The following is a 16,906-nucleotide window of genomic DNA, read 5'->3' on the forward strand; positions in this document are numbered from 1 at the left end:
TTTGTTTACTTATTTAAAACCTCAAAGGTTTTGAAAACCCTGAGGTTTTGCGATATGAACAGCCTAAATTTACTAAAAAAATACCTTATCGACAGTCAAATATTTGTCTCCCTGATGGGGACTTTTTTTGCTGTCTTTTTTATGTTTGAGCAGAACATTATCAAAACACCGACCATTGCTCTGATCTTCATCACGTATTTCAGCGGTTACCTTTACACCAAATATCAGAATACAGGAAAACTATTTTATAAAATCCTTGTTTTCAACATCGTTTCCGGAATTATTTCCGCGGCGCTCATTCTGTACAACCATAATGAAAACCGACTGCTAAAATGGGCGGTCATCGTAGTTCTGGGACTTTTGTACGACAGCACATTCCTTAAATTCTTCGTGCGCAGAATTCCGCTTTTCAAGATATTTTATGTGGGATTAACCTGGGCCTTAATTAATTCCTGGCTGATCCTGCCGGAGTTTAACCCCGAGATTTTCTGGATTTCCTGGCTGTTCATCACGGCACTTGTTCTGCCCTTTGATATCCGCGATATGAATTCGGATACGGTCGTGACTTTTCCGCAGTTGATCGGCGTTCAGCGCACCAAATATCTGGCTTACGCACTTGTGTTTGTGAGTTTAATGATTTCTGTATTGTTTCTTAAAGCCGATTTTGCCTTTGCGTTTTATATCACCGCAGTTTTCACCTTTATTCTTATTTATTTTTCCGAAAATTCGAACAGGGAGTCTTATTTTTCTTTTTGGGTAGAAGGCTGCAGCGGATTGCCTTTTTTGCTGATTATGCTGCGCTGGCTCATTAATTGATACTCAGGTTTTTCAAATCACTACACCTTGCACGCAAAAAAATTATTTTTCGTTTCCGTATTTTGTTTTTTTATTTCCATTGTTTCTGCGCAGGAAAAAAAAGATTCAATTTATTATAAAATCGAAGAATTCTCGGACAAAAGGAAATCAACAAAATTCATCCACCGACTCATATTCCGGCGCGAAGCGGATTCCGTTTCGGTAAAGTCGCGCACCGAAAAACAGGCAGCAGACACTTACAGGGGAAAAATAATCCGCAATATCAGGATCGAAACCACAGATCCTTTTGGCTACCAGATTGCGGACCGAAAAAAGGACCAGAAATGGTACGACCGCCTTGCAGACCGTATCCACATCGACAGCAAAAAATCAACGATCCACAATTATCTGCTTTTTAAAAAGGGCGAAACCTATAATGCACAGAAACTGTACGAATCCGAGCGTGTACTGCGAAACACCAACTTTGTAAACCGCGTGAAAATCAGCGTAGCGGACAGCACTTCCTCTAAAGATTCTATTGATATTTTGGTTCAGGTTCTTGATTCCTGGAGTTTAAAACCGCGGCTGCGCTTTTCGGGCAAAAAATTTGGTGTGGGCGCCAAGGAAGAAAATCTGCTTGGTTTAGGTCACGAAGTGAACTTCCTTTATACTGATGATTTTAAGGACAAACAGAATAATATTCTTGCCGGCTACAAAGCGACCAATCTTTTTGGTTCGTTCATCGACGCGGAAATTTCCGGTGAGAAAGACTTTTATGACAACGAAAGACTTACTTTCAGTGCAACGCGTGATTTCTTTTCGCCGCTCACAAGGTGGGCAGGTGGTTTCACTTTCGAGTATTTTATGCGGCGCGTGCTGATGCCATTAGAAAATACATCTGACTACCCGGAAGTCCAGATCAAAGTCTACAATCAGGATCTGTGGGGCGGTTACCAGTTTCCGGTTTTTATAGGCCAGAATGCTGAGATCTCACGGAATATTGCGGTTTTGGGACGGTTTCAGAACTACCAATACAAGGACAGTCCACTTGCAGATGAAAACGGCTATTTTTCCTCCAACACCAGCTTTTTAGCCTCGGCGAAGTTCATCGAAAGAAAATACTCGGTGCAGAAAGACATTTTTCAGTATAACTTACCCGAAGATATTCCTTACGGCAAATCATTGGGCTTTACAGGTGGTTTTTTGAACAGAGGTACCAGAGCAGTTCCGTATGCCGGGATTTCGGCCTCGCTCGGAACGTTCATTAACTGGGGCTATTTTACGGCAAAGGCAGAATACGGACGGTTCTTTAATGAAAACAAAGCCAACAGCGACTCCTTCCGTTTTGACGGCACATATTTTACAAATCTTCAGAATCTGAGCTTCGGGAAGGTGCGCCATTTTATTTCTCCGACCTTTGCCTGGGGAAGCCAGCTGTACAATACCAGCTACAGAGACCGGATTAACTTTGTAAATGACAGCGAATTTCCGCCATACAGTGAGGATTATATCGGCACCAAAAAACTGATCCTGCGGTATCAGCTTCAACTTTATATTGATAAAACGTGGAAAAATTTCCATTTCAGTCCGTACAGCATTGTGGCGCTGGGGTGGATGTCGCAAAACAGCGAAAAACTTTTCAGCACAAAAACTGAATCTAAATTCGGCATCGGCGTTTTGATTGATAATCCATATCTTGTCTTCAACAGAATTCAACTTTCGTTTGTGTTTTATCCCAAAGTTCCCTTCGATAATAAATCTGTATTTGAATTTAATGATTACCGCAATAACATGCTGCCGCTGAATAATTTTGAAACCAGCAGACCGCATTTCGTAAACTTCCCAAATTAATTTTTTAGTCTGCTTTTAAAAATCTTCTGCACGGAAATTTTTATCTTTACTGCCGAAGAAATGCACACACCGAAAAGAACATTTCCAATTGGGACTATCGAAAATCCTGAGAAACTTCAAAAAATTTTAGGATTATGATCATCCAAAACCTTTCGCTGATTAATTTTAAAAATCACGATGAGAGAAATTTCGAACTATCACCACAGATCAACTGCTTTGTGGGAAACAATGGCACAGGGAAAACCAATATCCTGGATGCGCTTCATTATATGTCGGTGGCAAAAAGTTTTCTGGGCAACACAGATGTAAACAATATAAAATTTGACCGCGAGTTTTTCACGCTCGAAAGCCATATTTATAATGGTGAAAAAGTGGAGATTTTGAAAATCCAACAGCCAAAGGATGCCAAGAAGATCATTAAGAAAAACGATAAAACTTATGACAGAATCGCAGATCACATTGGTTTTTTGCCCAGCGTAATTATATCACCGTACGACTCAAATTTAATTTCCGACTCTGGTGAAAGCCGACGGAGGTTCCTGGATTCCATGATTTCGCAAACCGATTCCGACTACCTTTTTAATTTAATCCAGTATCAGAAAACAGTGCAGCAAAGAAATGCACTGTTGAAATCATTTGCCAAAAACCGCTATTTCGATGCCGAAAATCTTGCGATTTACGATGAACCATTAGTAAAATTCGGGAGCAGAATCTTTTTGAAAAGAAAGGAATTTACTGATTCTATTCTGCCGCTGATCCAGAATTACTACGAAACCATTTCCAACGGCAATGAAAAAGTCACCGTAAATTACCAATCCGATTTACAGCCCGCATCGCAGGAAAGTACGCCGGATGAAACGTTCCGGGAACTGCTGCGCGGGAATTTGGATAAAGACCGTGCAGTAACTTATACGTCCAAAGGTATTCATAAAGACGATCTGCTTTTTGAGATGAATGGTTATTCACTGAAGAAAATGGGAAGTCAGGGCCAGCAAAAATCATTTTTGATAGCGCTTAAGCTCTCGCAGATGAACAGGATTAAAGAACTGACGGGGAAAACGCCAATCCTTCTGCTCGATGATATTTTTGATAAGCTTGATGATTCCCGTGTTTCCCAACTGATCGAACTTGTAAATAATGAGCATTTCGGCCAGATATTCATTACAGATACCAACCGCGAACGCACAGAAAATGTGGTGAAAAGAATAAATGAAGAAAGTAAAATCTTCGACTTATGAAAAGGAAAAAACGCGAATATAAGTCCTCGGAACTTGTAAGGTCATTTGCAAGAATTCATGGTTTTGAAGATAAACTTCTGGCATTTGAAGTTAAAGATTTTCTGCGGGAATATTTAAAGGAAACCCTCTACCAGGAAATTGAAGCCGTAAATCTAAACGGTAAAATTCTCATTATAAAGATAAAATCTCCGCTGCTGAAAAACGATTTCCGCCTACGGAAAACATTTCTGCTCGATAAGTTCAACAACCAGTTTCCCGAGGCGGAATTCAGCGATCTTCAGATTTGGTAGGTACCGTATTGTCCACCATTTCTTTGGTTCGGATATCCAGCGTTTTTGACTGAATGGGCAGAAAAAACCGCAAAGGATTCTTAAGGAAATACCGGATTATTTCGCGGTAAATTTCTCGGACCTCGCCGAAATTCACTTTCCTGGACCGGAAAGCCAAAAACATAGACAACCCAAAACTTACGGCAAAATTGAAAAATCCAATGATAAAAACCGTGATGATGGAAATCCAGAAAGTGTAGGAATCAATCATAAAGCCGGAACCGTAAAATCCGAGTGCGACATTTCCCGCTGCAAATGTAATGTGCCGGATATCCAGGTCAAGTCCAAAGAAAAGTCCGATCGGACCGGTAACGCCCAGAAAAACACCAAACCAGAAATTCGACATGATTCCCGCCCAGTTCCTGGCGTAAAACTCCGAAAGTCTTTTTGAGGAGTGCTCACCGATGAACTGGTTTAAAAACGGATTTTTGGCGATACGTTTCGGAATGCTGTAAAACACCGAACTGTTTGCCACGTTACCCGAAATAATTCCCGAAATGAAAAGGAAAAAACCTGCAATACAGGCGTGGAGAATCGCTTTGGAGCGGAAAGGATCGTGATCCTGCAAAAGTTTGGCTGCTTTCTCCGCTGCGAAATTCTGCTGAAAAAGCACATCCAATCCATAAATTAAAGCAAGCGCCACGGGAAAAGCCAGAAACACATTACCCATAAAAGCAATGAACTGCGTGCGGAAAACCTTGGATACCAAATGCGCAAAGTCGACATAGTTTTTTTTGGTATTCTCACCTTCCGAAAGAACTTTGGCCATGGTAGCTGCAGTCATGGCAGGCTGTTTTGTGGCCAGGGTGAAATTCATCAGATAAATCATAATGAAACCCATCGCGTAATTGAAAGCATAATACGCCGCATGCGAAAAATCACTACCGGGAAGTGAACCATAAAATAATTTCAAAACAACCAGGCAACCGACAATTATTCCACCGCCACTGGCTTTCATAAACATTTTAAAATAATCCTTTCCGGTAGAAGTGATGTAGTGTGTGCCGGTTTCTGCCGTATGGTTGGTGATAAGGTGCGACATCAGCCTTGTACTGTCGGAAATAAGATCAGCAAGATTATTCTTGTGTGATTTATATTCTAGAATATTGAAAAATAACTGCTGCGACTTTAGAACAACCTCATCTTTACTGTCCGTAACCATCACCGCAAGAATGTCGCGCATACGGTCCAGCTGCTGCCGGATCTTCAGGAGCGACTGGTTGATCTTACCCGAAATCCCGTATTTTGCTGAGTTTTTAAATGCCAGATTCACAAAGTCCTGTCCCTGTTCCAGGTAAACTTTGATCTGTTTATAATGTTCATCTTTGGAGGTTAAGGTGATAGCCGGGTTTTTGTTAAAATTTTCATTCAGCAGATCCAGTTCATTTTGCAGGGCTAAAAACGGATTGTCGAAGTTTCGGTATTCCGGTGCCATGTTCACCACTTCAACTTCCATCGCGTTGCCGATTACCCGCCAGGCGAGGATATTCATCGAGAAAATAAGTTCTTTTTTTACTTTAGGATGAGTGATGAAATCATCGATCCTGAGTAATCGAAAAAACTCATTAAGCTGTTTCTGCGGAATCCGCCGAAGATATTCAATATCCCTCCTCGGATGAACGGAAGCGGCATCAACCAGAAACCATACGGTATCTTCATTTTCTACCGCCGGTAAAAACTTATTCAGGACCCTTTTCTTAAATTCCGGATAAAAAGCTTTTTCAGATAAAATATTAGCTTCGGTAAGTGATAAATTAAAAGGTTTGCCCGAAAAGAGATTTTTGATATAGTAGGAGAAATTGTCTGCAATTTCTTCATTATTTCTCAGGTAATCCAGAATTTCGCCAAAATCTGACTCGTGTAACGTACGCATTAATTCCGCCAGCGGTTCCACTGATTTCGTTTCGTTGCGAAAACTGAAGTACTGCGCGAGCGTGGTCGTAAAACTTACTTTGATGCGGCTGTAGAATGGCATATTGCAGACAAAGATAAATTATTTCAAACTCACGTTATTCATTTGCCGCATAATCCAGGTATGCTTTCTTTTTAAGTAGGCAGAAGGGTTTTTCGGGTCGTATTGCTTGGGATTTGGCAAAATAGCGGCGATCCAGGCCGCTTCACTCTTGGTAAGACTGGCGGAACTTTTATGAAAATAATATTGCGAGGCCGCCTCTACTCCGAAAACACCGCGTCCCATTTCAATTGAATTCAGGTAGCGTTCCAGGATCACATCTTTTCCCCAGGCAATCTCGATGATGAAGGTGTATACGGCTTCAAGTCCTTTCCGCACCCAGCTTCTGCCCTGCCACAGAAATATATTTTTTGCGGTCTGTTGCGAAATAGTACTTCCGCCGCGGATTCTTTTACCGCTTTCATTATGTTTCATCGCGTTTTCAATCGCTTTGTAATCGAAACCTTTATGCGTAAAAAAGGACTGATCTTCCGAGGCGATCACAGCTTTTTTTACGTTAGTTCCCATTTCATCATAAGAAATATAATCGCGCTGCAGTTTCTGATATTCGAACAGACCGCCGATCTGCGTAAGCGTAACCGGTGGATTGAAGAATTTGCCCCAAACTATGAACAGGATATTGGCGAGGATAAGAAGTAAAAAGATTTTTTTGATTTTCTTCCACATGGTTTAGAAAAGTGAGTTTTTAGATTTTCTACGCCGCAAAAATAGGCATATAATTTACTTCAGCTCCTTCAAAAATGTTAATTTATAATCCGGCAGCAACTGTGGATGAAAGATTTTTATGTAATCCTTTAAAACCAGATCAGCGCGTACGACACCGCTTTCGAAGTAATCGTTTGATTTGCCCACTTCCCTGCCGGTCAGCGTATAGAGTTTGCCGTTTTTATACACATTCATCTTCGCATAATTGGGATCGATCTGCAGCATTTCTTTTTTGGTCTGATGGTTTCCTGCATTTACCCAGAATTTCGCCTTTTCAGCTTTTACGAAAACTTCTTCGAAGCTCAGCGGAACTGCTTTGGCTTCTGGACTGTCAGCGTTGATGTAATGCGCGCCTGCATCCGAAAGGAACTGTGCGAGGTTTGTTTTTCCGCCGGGCAAAAACCATTGGTTCCCGTACATTTCATTACTTAAAACGAGCGGTCTTTCTTTTGTGGTAGCTGCAAGTTGTTTCAGGGAATCATAACTTTTTTTAATGGAACTGTAGCGGCTTTCTGCCTTTTCAGTAACATTGAATAATTTCCCAAATACCAGTAAATATTTTGATTTTTCCAGTGGGTTCTGCTCCAGATATTCATCCAGAAAAATAATTTCAATTCCGTTTTTTCGGATGAGATCGTAGGTATTGTCAAAACTTGAAATGTAATTGGTGAAGATCACATCGGGCTTTAACGCAATGATCTTCTCCACATCATATTTCTGTTCGTTACCAATATCTGCAATTTTACCTTCGCTAAGCAGCGGTTTGATTTGCGGAGAATACACATATTCCGGACTTGAAATGCCCACAATGCGGTCTGCAAGATCAAGTTCGGTGAAATATCCCACCAAACTGGCATTAAGTAGGATTACGCGTTTAAAAGGCAGTTTTGAAGAAGGTATTTTATAGTTGAATTTTCCCGACTGCAGCTCAATAGTGTTGGCATCAGCTTTATATTTTACATTTGCGGAGATGGGCTGCCAATTTTGATCCGCAGAAACCTGTTCTTTTTTACAGGAAAAAAGTATCAGCAGTGAAAAAATAAATAAAAAAGTAGATTTCATTTTTGAAAGAAGATAAATTGTGTTATATTTGCAAACCTAAAAAAGGCCTCGTGGCGCAACTGAATAGCGCACCTGATTACGGCTCAGGAGGTTACAGGTTTGAATCCTGTCGAGGTCACAAAACCCAGCATTTGCTGGGTTTTTTTATTTTTCAAGCAGTAGGGAAACCCATTCTTCACGCTGGATTTTCTTTTTCAAAGTTAAATTTTGCGCCGTGCAAACTTCCAGAATATCATCAACATCAAAGAAACAAAGACCTGAAAGCAAAAGCTGACCGCCGGAATTTAAAACGGAAACATAAGTCGGGATATCAGAGATCAGAATATTTCTGTTGATGTTTGCCAGAATGATGTCAAAATTTTCTTCGCCAAGGTTTTCAGCTGTGCCCTGCGAGATTTCCAGGTCAACATTGTTTCGGGCGGCATTTTCTATGGAATTTTCCACGGACCATTCATCAATATCAATGGCGACGGTTTTTGCTGCTCCCTGCTGTTTTGCAAAAATCGCCAAGACTGAAGTTCCGCAACCCATATCGAGGACTGTTTTATTGCGAAAATCCATATCCAGCATTTGCTGGATCATAAGATAAGTCGTCGCATGATGACCGGTGCCGAAAGACATTTTTGGCTGTATGATGATCTCGTGCGGTAAACCCTGATTCCCATGAAATTCTGCGCGGATGGAAACCTGATTTTCAATATTGATCGGCGAAAAGTTCTTTTCCCACTCTTCATTCCAGTTGATGTTCGGCATTTCGGTGTATGAGTAAGAAACCTGAATTTCCGGATTCTGCAAAAGATGGAGTTGTTTTAAATCTTCTTCGCGGAACTGTTCTTTTTGTATGTATGCCAGGATACCGTCGTGTTCTTCGGTGAAACTGTCGAAACCGATACCGATCAGTTCGGCCATCAGAATCTCGTTCCAGGGTTGAAGCGGAACTATTTTAAAGTTGAATTCTAAATAATTATTCATTGTAAATTTTTGTAAAAATAACCAATTTTGCTGTTAAAAACTTCCTGCGCCCCGACCTGAATGGAGCTCTCCCGCGCCGCGCGGGAAGCGGGAATGGAGGGCGGAAATGTGCGCCCAAATTCTACTTATAGAAATGATGCGGAAAGGCATCTTCGGGTTTCTGGCGTATAACATTGAGCAAAATCCACGATTTTAAAAAACCGAAGCCGTAGGAGAACATCTGTATGTAAGTGGAAATGACCGCCAGTGCGGCGATGCTCACGTTGCGCGTTTTGTAGAGTGCGTGAAAAAAGACGAGAAAGGTGTAAAACCCGTAAAATCCTAAAATAAGGCCGTTGTGAAACATGAAATATTCCAGAAAACCCAGGATATAACCCAGGAAAAAAAGCGAGGGAAAGGCAAATGAAAATTTCACGTATTCCGGGTGACGCTGGTTTAAAATGGGACGCGCACAGCCGAACTGGTACACCTGTTTTGAGAATTTGCCAAAATCAACACGACGCTTATGATACACGCCGATATCATCAAAAAAAGCGGTGCTAAAGCCGTTTTCCCAAAGTTTCATCGAGAGGTCCGGATCTTCACCAATGCGCATTTCGGAAAAACCGCCAACCTTTTCAAAAGCTGACTGGCGGACGCCCATATTGAAACTGCGCGGCTGAAATTTACTGATGGCTTTTTTGCTTCCCCGAATGCCGCCCGTTGTAAAAACAGACGTCATGGAATAGGAAATGGCTTTCTGCATCAGATTAAAACCTTTGTGCGCTTTATCGGCACCACCAAAAGCATCGCAGGATATTTCACTTAAATTTTTCCTGATGTTTTCTATGTAATCCTGCTCCACAATCACATCTGAATCTACAAAAACCAGCCAGCTCTGAGCCACATCTTGCGCGTGAACCCGTTTTGCACCATAATTTCGCGACAAGCCCGGTCCTGAATTGTCTTTCCAGAAAAATTTTATGGAAAGACTTTGGTGGAAAAGATCTGCAGTGGGTTTTAAATTGATCTGTGAACCGTCATCAACAATAATGACCTCAAAATCTTTATCGGTCTGATGCGTGAGCGAATTGAGGAGTTCGAAAAGTTCGTCTTTCCTGTTGTAAATCGCGATGATGACGGAGATTGTAGGCAATGTAACAAGTTAAAAGTGTAACAATAAAACAGTAAAATGGAATATTGTTTAGGTCGGTTCGTTTGTTAATTTGTGAATTTTCTTGGTGCCTTCGTACATTTCGAACTGTAGAAAGCGACATTCCAGTTTTCCGTTGTACAGTTTAATCCGTCTGGATGGTCGTAGACCTACTTTTTTCATCGCATCCAGATCCGACGAAATGAGCCAGGCCAGTGTATTCGGATATCCCTGTTTGAAGGTGTCGCCAATTTTTTTGTAAAAATCGTCATCATTGATTTCGATCCGTTCGTCGTAGGGCGGATTGAAAACCATCATCAACGGAAACAGCTCTTTTTTGGACTGAAAGAAATCTTTTTCACGGACTTCGATGACTTCCTGTAATTCCACCGCTTCAATGTTGACCTTCGAGGCGTGCAGCATATTGGAGTCGATATCGTAGCCTACAATTTTGCCGGTAAATTCTTTAACCCGGTTAATGCGGACTTCCTTAATTGTTTTGAAAAGTTCTGCGTCATAGTTTTTCCAGTTCTGAAAACCGAATTTTCGCCGGAAGATCTGTGCGGGCAGATCGAGGGCGATCATGGCAGCTTCAATAAGCAATGTTCCGGAACCGCACATGGGATCCAGGAAATTACCTTTGCCATCCCAACCTGCGAGCTGCAGCATGCCGCTTGCCAGGACTTCGTTCAGCGGTGCCTCGCCCTGCTCCTTGCGGTAACCTCTTTTAAACAAAGGATCACCCGAGGAATCCAGAGAAATTGTAACGAGCTCACGATCAATATGAAGATGAAATTTAATGTCGGGATCGCGCGTATCGACAGTGGGTCTTTTTCTGTATTTAAAGTTAAAATAGTCGGCAATGGCATCTTTCATCTTTAAAGAAATAAACTGCGAGTGATTAAATCTTTCAGAATAAACCGTGGCATCAATAGCGAAGGTCTGATCCACGGTCATATACTCATCCCACGGAAAAGCAAAAAGTTTGTCGTAAAACCGGTTTTCATCCCAGGCTTTAAAAGTGAGAACGGGAATCATAATTTTCAGCGCAGTTCGCGCAGAATAATTTATTTTATAAAGGAAGCCGAGATCACCCTCGCAGTTCACGGCGCGGTTTTTAACTTCCACGTTCTTGCCGCCGAGTTTTCTTATTTCTTCTGCCAGAATCTCTTCGAGGCCGAAAAGCGTTTTAATCTGTATTTTTAAATTTTCTGTATCCATAGTATTGCCGCAACTTTCCGCAGTTCTGATGCTAAAAAGCAGGTCTGGGTTTGCTAAGTTATATCGGCAAATTTAGTTATTTTTGCACAATGGCATGGTTCGAAACTTGGTTTGATACTCCTTACTATCATATTCTTTACAAAAACAGAGATTTCCGCGAGGCGGAAAATTTTATTTCACTCCTTACAGCGCATCTGCAGATCCCTGAAAACTCTACTATAATCGACCTCGCCTGCGGCAAAGGACGGCACTCCATCTACCTCAATAAAATGGGTTTCAATGTTTTAGGCGTGGATCTTTCCAAAGAAAGCATTTTTCATAACAAGCAGTTTGAGACGACAGGTTTACGGTTTGATGTGCACGATATGCGCGATGAGATCTACCCGACGGTTTCGCCGGCGAAGGCAGATGCGGTTTTCAATCTCTTTACCAGCTTCGGTTATTTTGATAAAGCGGAAGATGACAGGAAAGTCTTCAGGTCGATCTCCCATGTATTAAAAGATGAGGGTTATTTTGTGCTTGATTTCCTGAATGAAAAATGGGTGCGTAAAACGCTGGTACCGGAATATGTGACCAGAAAAGGAAATATTGATTTCCATATCAAGAAACGTATTGATGAGCAGCACATCATCAAAGACATTAATTTTACGGATAAAGGTAAGAAACACCATTATTTCGAGAAAGTAAAGCTACATACATTGGAAGAGATCGGAAATTATGCTGCTGATTTCGGATTTGAAACGGTAGATATTTTCGGTGATTATGATCTCGGTGCATTTGATCTGGAAAAATCGCCGCGCTGCATCAACATATTCCGAAAGAAATCTTAATTAAAGCTGAGTTTTATGATTGTAGCCCTTTTAATTTCAAGCGTACTGATCGGTGTGCTGTTGGGGAAATTTTTCGGAGAAAAGCAAAAATTTGCCAAGAGTCTTCTGGTGGTAAGTGCGGGTTTTTTGATCACGATCTGTCTTAATGAAGTCTTCCCGGAGATTTATGTCGCTGATCAGCGGAATATTGGAATATGGGTAATCGGCGGCGTACTGTTGCAGATGTTGCTGGAAAATTTAACCAAAGGTTTCGAGCACGGGCATTTTCACCACCATACGGAAGGTAAAAATATCCTGCCGTTTGCATTGATGGTTGGCCTTTTTATACATGCTTTTCTGGAGGGTATCCCGCTTTCAAATCAAGACAGTGTGCTTACACCTTATCTGACCGGTATTTTAGTACATAACATTCCGATCTCATTTATCTTAGGTGCTTTTTTGGTGAAGAATAAAAAGTTTTCACCTTCAGCGGTGCTGATCATTTCGCTTTTTGCGCTCGCCTCGCCGTGCGGATTCTTACTCGGACAATATTTCAACCCGGATTTAGAAGTATATTTTCTCGCTCTTGTGGGAGGAATTTTCCTTCATATTTCATCTGTCATCATTTTTGAAAGCAATAAAAACCACAATGTCGACTGGCAGAAACTCGGTCTCGTGCTGCTTGGTGTGGTGCTTGCAATGACCGGGCATCTTTTTCACAGCCATTAAAAAAAAACTCCGGATTTCTCCGGAGTCAGCATCAATATTTCACTTAATTCTGAAAATTAAAATTTCCAGCCGAGTGTAATAAAGAAATTGTCTTTTGTGTTTTTCACGTCAGATACTATGGCATCATTTGAATTCACAATATATTGATTTGAAAAGTATCCTGTATTATTCGCAGCTGATCCTTGAAGGAAGGGACTGGAGTAATCGGAACTAATGTTCTGGTAAGCAGCATCGATAAAGAATGATTTAAAATCGTAGCCTATACCTGCACCGATTGTATTCCTTTTTCCCAGGATCATATCATTGGAGTTCTGATTTGGCAGACTTGCTCCACCAAGCGTCACGGAGTCAAACGGACTCGACGCAAAAGCATAGCCACCTCTAACGCGCAGACCGTCCCACCGGTATTCGGCACCTACTTTTACTTCAGACAGATTTTTTGCATTTGCGGAGAAAAACCGGTTGAGTTCATTTTCAGCTTCACCATATACTTTATATTTCGGTTTTGTTAAACCTAATGAATAGTCTACGTTGATAGCGAAATTTTTATTCGCCACATATGCAGCACTTAAGGTTGCTTTCATAGGAGATGAAAGGTTTCGGTCTTCGGTGTAAGTTCCGTCTACAGGATTCTCATACTCATTATACAACCGTGATATACTCCACCAAGTAGGCGTTTCCAGTGCGGCTCCAACTCGGAATTGCGGATTTATCTTTCCGATTACACCAACGGAAGCGGAAAACCCGGTCGATGATTCCGAGAAGGGCGTATACTGTTTGTTATAGACGTCGGTTATACCATCGCTGTCAGTAAACGCTGCAGAATCGTACTGATCGAGCTGCGCATTATGGAAATTTAAGCCTGCGCCAATATAAATTCTGTTATCATAATTTCCGCCCACACCTATGTTCATTTTCGAAAGATTACCATAACGGTTATACGCATGACCTGCAAAAGACAGTTCATCGATAAGTGCACCGCCGGCATCATTGATGTCGTAGATCAATCCGGAATTGCCGGGAGTTTCAGAATAGTCTTCAAGGCTTTTATTGGAATAATTTACGGCCACATTCACGAACTTCCAGGGAGATGCGGAACTAACAGGGAACACAGCGATGGCACCCACATTTCCAAGGTCTGTATTGTTCACCTTGTAATCGAGAGATTTGCCAGCGTAACCCGTCGAGTTTTTACTGCTCTCAATATAGAGCGTACCAGACATTTCACTTGCAATACTTACCGCAATACCTGCAGGATTAGAGTTTAATACGGAAACATCGCCACCAAGAGCGCCCATGGAACCTGCCATGGCATTATATTTCGAGGTTCCGTCCAATGACGAGTGTGAGTAAACTTCTGTGGTATTTCTAATGGTTGATATATCCTGCGCATTTGCAAAGTAGGCTGCAGATATGCTTAAAATCGCTAACGACTTTTTAATCATTTTACTTTATTATATTTTTAAGTTTTTTTTATCTTCTGAATCCTCCTGATGACCTTGTAGAACCTGAGGAAGAGTTACTTGAGCCGGAATTAAAACCACCTGAACTACCTGTTCTGAAGCCGCCGGAATTACCGGAGTTGGTTCTTGTTGGCTGTTCATAATTCGGGAAACTCTGTCTTGGTGCGCTGTTCTGTCGCGGCGAACTGTTCTGTCTTGGACTTGTATTTGGCTGCGTTGTATTTCTGAAGCCTGGCTGACGGTTTGGCTGATTGTAACGCGGCGAATTGTACTGTTCGCGGGAAGTTGGTGCCGAATTTCTGAAACCCGAACTTGAACTGTTATTCTGCCTTAGGTTCGATGTGGAATTTAAATTTCGGAAAGATCCGTCGGCACCGCTTCTTTTGTTGGTAAATCCACCATTATAGCTGTTACCGAATCCTCCGCCATAAACCGGCGAGTAGTAACCGTATGGGTTATAGCCGTAGTATGGATTATAACTGTAATAAGGGCTGTAATAGCTGTAGTAAGGGCTGTAGTACCCGTAAAACGGATTATAGCCAAATCCCCATGGGTCGTAAAAACCGTAACCCCAAGGTGAACCCCAACCAAAACTCATCCCGAAAGTTAACCCCGGCGCAAAACCATAAGGGTAACCCCAGTTATCGCTATAGTACGTATCGGTTCCCGTATAAGGACCCCAATCGGAACTTTGATTGTCCTGCCAGTTTTCGTTTCTGTTTTCTGAATTTAAATAAGGATTTGCCGAGTCATTTGCCTGATAATCGTAGTATTCACCTACACGGTTTCCGCTGTTCATTACAGTTCCCTGCGGCAGGGTGTCGCGGTTAGGATCATAATATACGCCGTCGGTTTCGCTGTATCCGCCGGTCTGAACACCGCAGGATACCAAGAGTAATCCACCTGCCATCGCAAGAATCCCGTTGGATTTCAAAACTGCAGCTAGATTTTTATAGGTAATTTTTTTCATGATAAGCTGAAAGGTTTTTAATTTGATTTATATTTGCAATTTGCACCAAAATTATACCAAATATTTGGTTTCATTTCGAGTAAAAATACATCTTTTATTATTAGATTACAAGTTACCTAAAAAGTTAAATTAAGATTAGAAAAATGGCAAAACTTACTTCAAGGGCCGAAGATTACAGCAAATGGTACAATGAATTGGTCGTGAAGGCCGATCTGGCAGAAAACTCCAAAGTTCGCGGATGTATGGTCATCAAGCCGTATGGCTATGCGATCTGGGAAAAAATGCGCGATGAAATGGACAGGAAGTTCAAGGAAACTGGTCACGAGAATGCCTACTTCCCAATTTTCATTCCCAAAAGCCTGTTTGAAGCTGAAGAAAAAAATGCCGAAGGTTTTGCTAAAGAATGTGCAGTAGTTACGCATTACCGTTTGAAAACCGATCCTGACAATCCACAAAAACTGATCGTGGACCCTGAGGCCAAACTGGAGGAAGAGCTGATCGTGCGTCCAACTTCAGAGGCCATCATCTGGAGCACCTACAAAAACTGGATCCAGTCTTACCGCGACCTGCCGATTCTGATCAATCAGTGGGCAAATGTCGTACGCTGGGAAATGCGTACCAGACTTTTCCTGCGTACTACCGAATTCCTTTGGCAGGAAGGTCATACTGCACACGCTACCAAAGCAGAAGCGATTGATGAAACCGAAAAAATGCTTAAAGTATATGCCGAATTTGCGGAAGACTTTATGGCAATTCCTGTAATCCGCGGTATTAAAACTGCCTCGGAAAGATTTGCAGGCGCCGAAGAAACCTACTGTATCGAAGCACTCATGCAGGATGGTAAAGCGCTTCAGGCGGGAACATCTCACTTTTTAGGCCAGAATTTCGGTAAAGCGTTTGATGTAAAGTTTACTACCAAGGAAGGCACCATCGAACATGCCTGGGGAACTTCGTGGGGAACATCTACCCGACTGATGGGAGCGCTCATTATGACGCATTCCGATGATTTAGGTCTGGTATTACCGCCGTCTTTAGCACCGATCCAGGTCGTTATAGTTCCTATTTTTAAAGGAGATGACCAACTCGAGCAGCTTAATGCAGTTGCTTTCGATCTTCAAAATAAACTGAAGGCTAAAGGCATCTCTGTAAAATATGACAACCGTACCGAAAATAAACCCGGCTGGAAATTTGCCGAATACGAATTGAAAGGTGTTCCGGTGCGCATCGCTCTGGGAGCAAGAGATCTGGAAAACGGAACCGTAGAAATTGCCCGCCGCGATAATCTTTCAAAGGAAACGCGTCCACTTGAAGGCATTGAAAATTATATCGACGATCTTCTTAAAACCATTCAAAAGGAAATTTATCAAAAAGCCGTCGATTTCCGTGATCAGCATATTACAAAAGTCGATTCTTACGAAGAATTCAAAAATGTGCTTGAAACCAAAGGTGGTTTTATTTCTGCCCCGTGGGATGGTACTGCCGAAGAAGAGGAACAGATTAAAAATGAGACCAAGGCCACGATTCGCTGTATTCCTTTGGATAATTCTTTGGAGGAAGGAATCTCCATGATTTCCGGGAAACAATCAAAACAACGGGTAATATTTGCAAAATCATATTAGATTTAATTTTAAAATATAAATGACTCAATAAAAAGTTAA

At 41.7% G+C, this 16,906-nt stretch carries 15 protein-coding genes and 1 tRNA gene; 8 read left to right on the forward strand and 8 right to left on the reverse strand.

All coding sequences use genetic code 11. The annotated features are described in order from the left end of the window. Positions 1-54: 54 nt before the first annotated feature. The 4 genes from H562_RS0104535 (at position 55) to H562_RS0104550 (ending at position 4,174) form a co-directional block, all read left to right on the forward strand. Entirely contained in the window at positions 55-816 is a 762-nt protein-coding gene (locus tag H562_RS0104535; RefSeq protein ID WP_034690659.1) for a UbiA prenyltransferase family protein, read from the forward strand. A gap of 27 nt (positions 817-843) precedes the next feature. Continuing rightward, complete coding sequence (locus H562_RS0104540) at positions 844-2,646, forward strand: POTRA domain-containing protein (RefSeq protein WP_027376420.1); 1,803 nt, start codon at positions 844-846, stop codon at positions 2,644-2,646. Between the two features lie 134 nt (positions 2,647-2,780). Then, positions 2,781-3,884, forward strand: a complete 1,104-nt coding sequence (gene recF, locus H562_RS0104545) for a DNA replication/repair protein RecF (RefSeq protein WP_027376421.1) — start codon at positions 2,781-2,783, stop codon at positions 3,882-3,884. Next, a complete protein-coding gene (locus H562_RS0104550; RefSeq protein WP_027376422.1) occupies positions 3,881-4,174 on the forward strand; it encodes a DUF721 domain-containing protein in 294 nt (97 codons plus the stop codon). Before recF ends, H562_RS0104550 begins: the two co-directional genes overlap by 4 nt. Here the strand turns inward: H562_RS0104550 and H562_RS0104555 are convergent. The 3 genes from H562_RS0104555 to H562_RS0104565 are packed head-to-tail and all read right to left on the reverse strand — an operon-like array spanning position 4,152 to position 7,952. After that, on the reverse strand, positions 4,152-6,188 hold the full coding sequence (locus H562_RS0104555; RefSeq protein ID WP_027376423.1) for a recombinase: 2,037 nt from the start codon (positions 6,186-6,188) through the stop codon (positions 4,152-4,154). The two genes, H562_RS0104550 and H562_RS0104555, sit on opposite strands and share 23 nt — an antisense overlap. Positions 6,189-6,206: 18 nt before the next feature. Continuing rightward, on the reverse strand, positions 6,207-6,851 hold the full coding sequence (mtgA, locus tag H562_RS0104560; protein WP_027376424.1) for a monofunctional biosynthetic peptidoglycan transglycosylase: 645 nt from the start codon (positions 6,849-6,851) through the stop codon (positions 6,207-6,209). Between the two features lie 54 nt (positions 6,852-6,905). Continuing rightward, a complete protein-coding gene (locus H562_RS0104565) occupies positions 6,906-7,952 on the reverse strand; it encodes an ABC transporter substrate-binding protein (protein WP_027376425.1) in 1,047 nt (348 codons plus the stop codon). A gap of 44 nt (positions 7,953-7,996) precedes the next feature. Here H562_RS0104565 and H562_RS0104570 point away from each other — a divergent pair. Continuing rightward, positions 7,997-8,070, forward strand: a tRNA-Arg gene (locus tag H562_RS0104570). 26 nt (positions 8,071-8,096) lie between these two features. Here the strand turns inward: H562_RS0104570 and prmA are convergent. The 3 genes from prmA to H562_RS0104585 form a co-directional block, all read right to left on the reverse strand. Next, positions 8,097-8,924 (reverse strand): 50S ribosomal protein L11 methyltransferase, encoded by an 828-nt coding sequence (prmA, locus tag H562_RS0104575; RefSeq protein ID WP_027376426.1) that lies wholly within the window; start codon positions 8,922-8,924, stop codon positions 8,097-8,099. 121 nt (positions 8,925-9,045) lie between these two features. Continuing rightward, positions 9,046-10,059: a glycosyltransferase gene (locus tag H562_RS0104580; protein WP_027376427.1), complete on the reverse strand. Its 1,014-nt coding sequence runs from the start codon at positions 10,057-10,059 to the stop codon at positions 9,046-9,048. A gap of 48 nt (positions 10,060-10,107) precedes the next feature. Further along, a complete protein-coding gene (locus H562_RS0104585) occupies positions 10,108-11,277 on the reverse strand; it encodes a THUMP domain-containing class I SAM-dependent RNA methyltransferase (RefSeq protein WP_027376428.1) in 1,170 nt (389 codons plus the stop codon). A gap of 89 nt (positions 11,278-11,366) precedes the next feature. Between H562_RS0104585 and H562_RS0104590 the strand changes: the two genes are divergently transcribed. Both H562_RS0104590 and H562_RS0104595 read left to right on the forward strand, forming a co-directional pair. After that, on the forward strand, positions 11,367-12,107 hold the full coding sequence (locus H562_RS0104590) for a class I SAM-dependent methyltransferase (protein WP_027376429.1): 741 nt from the start codon (positions 11,367-11,369) through the stop codon (positions 12,105-12,107). A gap of 15 nt (positions 12,108-12,122) precedes the next feature. Then, positions 12,123-12,815, forward strand: coding sequence for a ZIP family metal transporter (locus H562_RS0104595; RefSeq protein ID WP_027376430.1), 693 nt, complete (start codon positions 12,123-12,125; stop codon positions 12,813-12,815). Between the two features lie 56 nt (positions 12,816-12,871). Here H562_RS0104595 and H562_RS0104600 read toward each other — a convergent pair whose 3' ends face one another. Together H562_RS0104600 and H562_RS0104605 are read right to left on the reverse strand one after the other, a co-directional pair. Next, positions 12,872-14,260 carry an OmpP1/FadL family transporter gene (locus H562_RS0104600; RefSeq protein ID WP_027376431.1) on the reverse strand — a complete coding sequence of 463 codons (1,389 nt, stop codon included), beginning with the start codon at positions 14,258-14,260 and terminating at the stop codon, positions 12,872-12,874. 28 nt (positions 14,261-14,288) lie between these two features. Further along, a complete protein-coding gene (locus H562_RS0104605; RefSeq protein WP_027376432.1) occupies positions 14,289-15,248 on the reverse strand; it encodes a hypothetical protein in 960 nt (319 codons plus the stop codon). 143 nt (positions 15,249-15,391) lie between these two features. Between H562_RS0104605 and proS the strand changes: the two genes are divergently transcribed. Beyond that, complete coding sequence (proS, locus tag H562_RS0104610) at positions 15,392-16,867, forward strand: proline--tRNA ligase (protein WP_027376433.1); 1,476 nt, start codon at positions 15,392-15,394, stop codon at positions 16,865-16,867. Positions 16,868-16,906 lie beyond the last annotated feature (39 nt).

The organism is Kaistella palustris DSM 21579 (assembly GCF_000422265.1).
GTDB classification, from domain to species: Bacteria; Bacteroidota; Bacteroidia; order Flavobacteriales; family Weeksellaceae; genus Kaistella; species Kaistella palustris.